We start from the raw sequence: 8454 nt of genomic DNA, 5'->3' as shown, positions 1-8454 counted from the left end.
CATTGTCCAAATGCGTCCGCATTAAAGAACTTTTAATCAACTAAATAACAATTTCGTTATTCTCTATGATAACAAGAACCAGGTCATACTTTCAATGTGTTATTGAAAATAGCCCGGTTCTTATAAATTTATTTTTTATAAATCCATCAGTCTGTCGTAGACGTCCTTCGGGATATACGGCTGCTGATTGTGGATGGGTTCGCCCAGGCAGGTCTTGGGATAAGCGAAGGTGCCGGGCTCCAGGCGAATTTCAAGGAGTTTCGGCGCTTCGGTGCCATGTAAAAAGTCTGCCGCTTTTTCAGCAACCTCATTAGCATCCATACAGGCACTGCTGATTCCATAAGCTTTGGCTACCTCTGCGAAGTTGCAGGACGAGAAGCCGCTGCCTTCTGAGGTATCAGCATAGACCTGCTCAAAGTAGTCGCGCTGGAGGTGGCGGATCATTCCCAGGGCGTGGTTGTTCATTACCATCATGGTAATAGGAAGATTCTCACGCTTGACCCACTCCAGTTCCTGAATGTTCATCTGGAATGCGCCGTCACCGCAAATGCAGGCTACTGGCTTTCCGGTGGCGTAATAAGCTCCGATTGCTGCTGGAAGAGCATAGCCCATTGCTCCGTGTCCGCCGGAGAAAAGAAGCTTCTGGTCTTTCTGGTTATGGAAGGACTGGTAGCTCCATACCATATGCTGTCCTACGTCAACTGCTACTGCGGAAGTGTCTGCAAGAGCGTCGCTTAAAGCTGCGATCATACGGTTCGGATAACGTTCCGGGGTGGAATCATCTACTGCGCGCAAAGATTTCTTTATATCGGCGCACACAGCCAGCCATTCACTGAAATCATAAACCATCGAACCATCAGATTCTGCACTCCCTGCACTTTCCGCATTTTCTGCCATTGCCCGAATCACCTCTGCAGCATCTGCACAGAATTTCATTTCATCAATTCCATTTTCGTGAATATTTCGCTGCAAATTATAGTTATCAATATCTACTCGGATGATTTTCGCATTTTTCGCGAACTCATGAACTTTCGTACCAATCTGACGGGTGCAAAGGGAAATGCCAAGACAAATCAGCAAGTCACTTTTCGCATTGGCGATCATATTGGCATAGCGATGTCCGTAAGCGCCTCCGATGCATCCAAAATTCAGCGGATCGTCCCACGGTAGTGCTGACATTTTCAACACGCTTGTGATCACTGGTATTTTCCACTGGCGTGCCAGAGTAAATAACTGGTCGCGAACTGCTTTGTCGCTGACTCCATGTCCTAACATGATTACTGGACGCTGTGCTTTATCCAGAGCTTCACGGATTGCATCTGCTGCAGAAACAGCACAAGCTGATATTTCACAGTCTGCCATTTTTGCAGACTCTAACACTCCACTGTCGTCCGGCTTCATTGCCATGTCCACGCCTGCTGCTCCGCAGCTGTTTGCAGTTGCTTCCATGTTGCTCTCGCAAGCTGCACCAAATCCCATCTCATCCAGACTTATGTCATAAACCGGATTTTTTACATCCCCCCGCTGTATATTCATAGGAAGATCAATCAATACCGGCCCCTTCCGACCAGAATTCGCAATATGATAAGCTTTATTCAGTTCTTTTACAATATCCTCGTCTTCCCGGATCTGTACTGCATACTTGGTCACAGGCTTCGCCATGGCAACAATATCAATCTCCTGAAAGCCCTGCTGCCGAAGTCCCGGGATGCCGGAATACTCATAAGTATTCAACTGACCAGTAAGAAAAACAACCGGAAGGGAATCGAAATAAGCGTCTGCGATTCCTGAAATCAGATTCGCAGCACCCGGGCCGCTGGTCGCATAAGCACATGCACACCGTTCCCCCGCCTGGGCATATCCACATGCTGCAAAAGCCGCTCCCTGCTCATGATAGCTGGAATGGCTTCTGGTATGAGGATTTTTCTCTATAGAATCAACCAGATGGGCGATCATGGTTCCCTGGTATCCAAAGAAATCATGAATCCCTTTTCTCTGTAAAAACTCAACAATATAATCCGTTACTTTCATTTCCAGAATTTCTCCACCTTTTTTTTCAGATTTGTCCTTCCTGCTACCCCCAACATATCCAGATAAATATGCTGAAGCTCCTCATCCGGAATAAACACCTCGTCATTCTTAAGGCTCTTCACCATAGCCTTTGTATATGGGACAAAAACTTTTTCCAAAGCCGGATAATCTTTATTCTTATAAAGATTTATAATATACTCTTTGTTATCCAGATAATATTTCTCCAGTTCAATCTTGGATGCACAGAATTTCACATAATTCCAGCTCCAGTTCAGATATTCCTTTTTCTGGTTGGCATGTCCCTGCTTTCGTCGGGCATGGCTTCGCTTCCGGATCAGGCTCTTCTGACTTCCCACTTCCTGAAAATAATCCTCGAATCGGATCCTGGCACTGACCATTTCCGACAGCTTCACTGTATAATTATCCAGAACCTTCTCCTGGTAGTCTTCCCCATAATACTTCTGAAGATACGTATAAGTATCTCCCGGCACCGGAAACTTCCTGCCATCGATCACCACAGTTTCTGTCTCATCAAAAATTTCCCTTGGAAAATACACTGCCTTTTTCTTCAGGCGAACTACATATTCCTGGGTATCCTCCACATTCATCCTTTTACAGAGCATGCGGTAAAGGCTTTTTCCCAGACGGGCACGTCCTGTGACCAGGCGAAGCCTCATGACAAAACGGCAGATTGCCTTTTTCCTGCCTTTTCGGTCTCCATAATAATCAGCCAGCTCATTCCATCCCACTTCCTGGGCTCTTGTCCACAAATGAGCGAGTCTGGAACGCTGTTTTCCACGCAGGGGCAGAATATCCACTCCCATACCCGGATATTTGTAGTTCCTGCCTTCATTCAGACGGAAGCACAACGTATCCAGATCTGTATAGCGAAGGAAAAATCCATAAAAACGCTTATTGTTATTCATGGATTCTACAATTCTGCCATCCGGAGTCTCCTTCTCCACAGCCAGACGAAAGCGCTCCATATCCGCAGTCCGCATATAGACCACACCTGCATGAGGGCTGGTGATCTCCTGCCCGGTAACACAGCACAAAGTAAGCTGTGGTCCCAGATAATAAGGAATTCCTTCTCTTTTACATATTTTATCTATTTCGGCCAGAAGCTTTACAACTTCTTTTATTTCTCTGTTCAAGCTATGTCTGCTCCCATCTGTCTGTTCATAGTGATCACACTGTTACCAACGCCTGTTTGAAAAAGGCTTTCTGCGAGATGTGTGTCACAAGCATTCTTTCACAAGCTGCTGTATCTCTTCTATACTTCCATACTTTCCAAGCCACTGATTCAAAAACTCAGAAGCATCTCCGGCTTTTGCATATACGGCTGCTCTCTTGCTTCCTTCATACAGATCTGTGAGAAATATTCTGGAAAGCTCCGTTCGCACAAAACCGCTTCCATTCTGCCGCAGTGCCTCCAGATAGTTCTGGAACGCTGCCTCCGTCTGTCCCTGTTTTCTTCTCACATCTCCAATTACCTTGTACACCTGGGCTCGTTTTTCCTTGCGGATCTGTCCGTCCTTGGCACGTTCTGCCAGCCATTCCAGATCATCCGCCTCACTGGTGTAAACCAGATCTGTGCGAACCCTTGCCAGCTCACCTGGATAGCCCAGGCGCTCCCATGCTTTTGTCAGTGCACGCTTATAGATCTGGATGTCATTGTTCTCACCCGGACTCTCTGCACGCTCTGCATCAATGCGCTTCAGAATTTCCCCGATCAGTTCTTCCACCTCAGAACGCTTTTTCGCAACACTTGCGCGGGCCAAATAATAATATTCCCGCACAGAAGGATTCTCCGGCAGAAGTCTGTACCACAAAGCCATAAGCTTCATCGCCCCATCCTTCTGTCCAACATCCAGAAGCTGCTGACAGGTCTTCACCGTCTCCCTGCCATAAGGATTCAGAAACTTATCCAACTCCAGTTGGGTAATTCCATTATTTGTTTTTTCACGGGCATCTGCAAAAACTTCCAGAGCATCCGCACATTTGCCCTTCATCCAGAGCAGTTCTCCCTGGTATTTCAGGAAATACCCGTCCTCCGGGAAAAGCCGCAGCGCCTCATCAATATAAAGCTCCGCTTCCACCATATCAATTCCATTGCGGGCGCGTTCCATAAGAAAACGGCTCTTAAATTTCACAAATCCCGGCACTTCCGGATACCGTTCCATCAACGGCACCATCGTATCCTCCGCTTCCTGATAACGCTTAAATTCATAATCGCAGACTGCTCTTCGAAACAGTTCAATATCAGATTTCAACTGGGCCAGTTCAGAAGGGAATGTACCGGTCTGCTCCTTCACCACCAGCATTCTCCATGCTTTCCCGATCCGTTCTGTATAAACCAGCGTCAGCATTGCCGCATAAAAGGTCACATCACTGACTTCCAGCAAAACAGGATGATAAAAAGCATAGATCCCTCCAAAATCCTCCCTGCCGATAAACGCAGAACTCAGCTGGACCTGGTAATATTTTGTAAAGATTTCATTTAATTGGGAAAAGTCACGCTTTTCTACCAATTCCTTCAGGCTGTGTCTGCTTTCTGAAATGCGCGCCTCCAGATCCATCACCGTACTTTTTGCCAGCAGAAGATTGCGCTTATACTGAAGGCGGTGGTTCCGCTTCGCACCTGCAAGAGAATATATCTTGCGCCAGATGGAATCTCTGCGAAGCCTGCCCTTGCGGATTCCCGGCAGATAATCATCCCGAAGCTCTTTATAGGTAATTCCCTCTACCGTAACCGCATCGTGGGATTCTCTTTCCCCATGGGGCGGAATATAGGACCATTCATCTCCGTAATGCCAGATCAGATAGTCACTCATTCTGTGCGGCACCATTACCTCTGTGTTCTCAAAGTTCATATATTTCACAGGAAACATCATGTCCTTATCAAAAAGGAACGGACAGCCGCCCCAGCGCATTGCATAGCGCGGACAATCCTCTTCCTTATAGGAATACATGATCTTTTCCAGTTTCTTCAATGTGCGGTCTTTTCCCAGAAATGTATAGGAAAAAAGCCAGCGCAGATAGGCAGTCACCGGAATTTCCCAGCGTGCACCATATACAACTACCATATTTACCAGCTCAGAGTAGATCATCATATGAGTTCTGTATTTCTCATATTCCTTATCATCTGCGGGAATGGGATCCAGGGTGAGCACATCGATGATCTCACCGGCACTGTCCCTGCCGATAATCTGATGCTTATGAAGGGCGCAGCTGTCCGTAGCAACATACCGTGGAAAAGTATTGGTATAGCTGCGGTCTACATCCACACACTGAAGGGCGCGGTGCTCCGGAAGCACGGAGCCGGAAATTTCCACCAGTTTGTTCCAGTCGTCTCTGGGCATATAGATGTCCACATCATCATCCCAGGGAATAAATCCCTCGTTTCGCACAACACCGATGGCCGTTCCTCCCGCCATTACATATCTCAGATTATTCTTTTTACAGATCTCATCCAGCTCACGAAAAAGCTGCAGCAGATGTTCCTGTTTCTCTGTCATTGGTTATCCTCTCTGGTTTATGATTTCCAGAATGTCTGCCAGAGTCTCTGATTCCTCATTAAAAAGTCTGGTACATTCCGTTCTCTCATCACTGATCATAATAAGCAGCTCCTGCAAAAGGTAACGGAGGCCATTGCCTTCGAAGTTAAAGCAGTACCGCTTCAGTCCCTTGCTGTCGTCTATCTTTGCCTCAAAATATCCTGTATTCCACCAGTCTCCCGGGATGGTCACACGGCCTTTCGTACCGATCACAACAAACTCATCCTCCACATCTACTGTGGTGCCAATCTCGATTGTGGCAAGAGCATCCTGATATTTCATGGTAATCATGTCGTAAATGCAGTTTCCAGATCTGTCCTTCACCACATTGGAATTCACTTCCTGGTAATTTCTGCCCAGTATCTTGATAATAGCACACAAAGGCAGAACTGCAGTTTCGGAAAAACTTCTTCCTCCTTCGAAATGGTCCTGGGAAATAGAGCATTTCACACACACAATATCGCCCACCAAGGCGCTGTGTGTCTGCCAGACAAGCTGGTTAAAGGCTCGCAGATACACCAGATTTATTTTCTCCACAAGAAGTACATGACGGGCTGCTGCAAGTGCAAACAGGTCCTTCAGCTTCTCCTTATTATTCGTCATAGGAGCGTCACTTATCACATATTTTCCAAGCTCCAGGGATCTGCGGATGTATTTCTCCCTCTTAGGCTGCTCGGTCTTGATATAAACTATGTCTACCTGGGACAAAAAGCAGTCAAATCCCTGCTGCCATTCCCCATTATCTGCCTCCACACTGTAGTAGGAATCCAATTCATATTTGTCACAAAACGACTCCGCTGCCTCTGCATTCTCAGAAAAAACGCACTCTACATGAAGACCGCTGACATATTTTGTCTCCCACACGATCCCATTATCCTGGTCATTATCTGTAACTACACCCACGGTGTAAGTAGTTCCCTCACCGCGCAGCTTGGTGCTGGAAATATTCTTGGTACGCTCCAGGTACACCACATCACAGTAATTCTTAAGGTAGTCAAATTTGCCGCGCCAGTCAGAACCAAGTACCAGAAGGTCTACCTTATACTTGATGATATCGCTGAGCTTCTGCCCCTGGTACTCCTCGATGATGATCTCATCTGCAAAACCGGTACGGCGTACATTCTCAATCCTTTTCAGAAGGCTGTCCCGCACGTTCAGCTTACCACGCTCAATATCGTAGCTCTCGCTGGTCACGCCCACGATCAGATAATCGCCCAATGCTTTCGCTCTTTTTAAAATATTATAATGTCCCTCGTGGAACAGATCAAAAGTTCCGTAAGTGATTACTTTTTTCATCGTATTTCCCCTTAAAAGCCCTGCTGTCAGCTTCACCCTGCAGTAAAATACTCCCTTTCATTCCCCCGGTTACTGTTCATAGCCTGAACAGCAACAAATCCGAACCAGCTGCCGTCCGGGACTAATAAATACATTTAGTATAACACAGTTTGCATAGTAAGTCATTATGAAAGAATATCTGCTTTACAAAAATATTTCCGGGTTTAACAAAAATATAACTCTTTTTTTGCTGTGAAACAACTGAACTGCTGTCTCTTTCTTAATAAGAAAAGAAAGACAATCCGTCAGGACTGCCCTTCTTCATGATCTTCTTTCTCTTCTGCATCAAAGGAGGTATCCCATGTGGCAGCCAGCTCTTCAATAGCCATTCTTCGCTGAGCCAGTACTGCAAACCGATCCTCCTCTTCACTATCATATTCGTCTTCCAGACCTTCATCCTCAACCTTCTTCTCACGTTTAAAAAGAATGAAGGTGATCAGCCCCATAACATTGGTATAGACCCAGTCCACCGGAAGACTTCCAAGTATCAGTACAAACAGAACTGACACTCCAAATAACGCCCATACATTCATCAGCTGCGGAATATTCAGGATCATAAGTCCGTTCATCAGAATCATGATGGGATAATGGAAAAAGTAAATTCCCATTGTGTTTCTTCCCAGGAAAATAAATGGATGGCGTTTATCTGGCATCAGCACCAGCAATGCGAAAATAACCGTAAAGGAAATCAGATACATCATTCCTCTGACTACCATTCCCTGCACATTGTCCATTCCACTTGCAAGATAGGAATGATTGCCTCGGAAAAGGTCTACCGGAATATTATTTCCGATCATATAATTGGTCGCCACAAACAGCAGAATGATCACGAAAAGTGCAACCACGATCTTGCCTTTAAATTTGCGGATCACCTTGGTGTATTCATTCTTCCATAAATATCCTGCCACAAAAAACGGGAAAAATACCACAATTCTTGAAGCTGATAAAAATGTACTGAATTCCATTCTGGTTCCTGCCCACAACGCAAAAATAATGCTGAGAGGTACAATAAACCTTATTTTTCCAAATGCTTCTATGGTCAGACGGTATGCAAACAACGCAAGCACATACCACATAACGGTTCCGGAAGGACGGAGCAGTTCATAATCCATTTTATTTCCCAGCCAGATCTGCGCTGCCCAGGTAAGTGTATAGCCCAGAATATATGGAATCAATAAATTCTTAACATTCTTCATCACATCCTGAGGCTTCTTGGACAGATAACCGGAAATAAATATGAACGCCGGCATATGAAATATGGTAATTCCATACCACACAAAACGAACAACCTGATCTGCTTTAACCAGCTGGAATGCAATAATGTGATTAAAAACCACCAGAAAAATTAAAAATATTTTTATATTATCCACAAGGTAGGAATATGGGATTTCCTGTTCCTTCGTATTCTTGCTCATTTTAGCCACCTTTATACTTTGACATAATTATTTTCAGACATGTCAGTTTTATGAATAAAGGATAACATATTTTTGTGGTTTTTGGAATGACTTTTTAATATTTTAACGTGTTTTGA

The 8454-nt window shown here is 45.2% G+C and carries 5 protein-coding genes; all 5 read right to left on the bottom strand.

Annotation, left to right across the window (positions count from 1 at the left end):
* Positions 1-135 precede the first annotated feature (135 nt).
* The 5 genes from PGQ38_RS16295 to PGQ38_RS16275 all read right to left on the bottom strand — a co-directional run bounded on the left by PGQ38_RS16295 (position 136) and on the right by PGQ38_RS16275 (position 8338).
* The gene (locus tag PGQ38_RS16295; RefSeq protein ID WP_270432663.1) at positions 136-2031 is read right to left on the bottom strand and encodes a thiamine pyrophosphate-binding protein; all 1896 of its coding nucleotides are present in this window, start codon (positions 2029-2031) and stop codon (positions 136-138) included.
* Positions 2028-3185, bottom strand: a complete 1158-nt coding sequence (locus PGQ38_RS16290; RefSeq protein WP_195698936.1) for a LicD family protein — start codon at positions 3183-3185, stop codon at positions 2028-2030. Before PGQ38_RS16290 ends, PGQ38_RS16295 begins: the two co-directional genes overlap by 4 nt.
* Before the next feature lie 84 nt (positions 3186-3269).
* A complete protein-coding gene (locus PGQ38_RS16285) occupies positions 3270-5549 on the bottom strand; it encodes a LicD family protein (RefSeq protein ID WP_204452420.1) in 2280 nt (759 codons plus the stop codon).
* A 3-nt stretch (positions 5550-5552) separates the two neighbouring features.
* The gene (locus PGQ38_RS16280) at positions 5553-6884 is read right to left on the bottom strand and encodes an adenylyltransferase/cytidyltransferase family protein (protein ID WP_148463607.1); all 1332 of its coding nucleotides are present in this window, start codon (positions 6882-6884) and stop codon (positions 5553-5555) included.
* A 284-nt stretch (positions 6885-7168) separates the two neighbouring features.
* Complete coding sequence (locus PGQ38_RS16275; protein WP_270432660.1) at positions 7169-8338, bottom strand: acyltransferase family protein; 1170 nt, start codon at positions 8336-8338, stop codon at positions 7169-7171.
* Positions 8339-8454: the final 116 nt, after the last annotated feature.

Source organism: Blautia faecis, assembly GCF_027662325.1.
Lineage (GTDB): Bacteria > Bacillota > Clostridia > Lachnospirales > Lachnospiraceae > Blautia_A > Blautia_A faecis.
Note: the sequence above shows the minus strand (reverse complement) of the source record. Positions and strands in the feature narration are given on the sequence as shown.

Excerpts from the sequence above, each read along its gene's own strand:
- PGQ38_RS16285 (WP_204452420.1), bottom strand. The coding sequence starts at position 5,549 with ATGACAGAGAAACAGGAACATCTGCTGCAGCTTTTTCGTGAGCTGGAT.
- PGQ38_RS16275 (WP_270432660.1), bottom strand. The coding sequence starts at position 8,338 with ATGAGCAAGAATACGAAGGAACAGGAAATCCCATATTCCTACCTTGTG.
- PGQ38_RS16280 (WP_148463607.1), bottom strand. The coding sequence starts at position 6,884 with ATGAAAAAAGTAATCACTTACGGAACTTTTGATCTGTTCCACGAGGGA.
- PGQ38_RS16295 (WP_270432663.1), bottom strand. The coding sequence starts at position 2,031 with ATGAAAGTAACGGATTATATTGTTGAGTTTTTACAGAGAAAAGGGATT.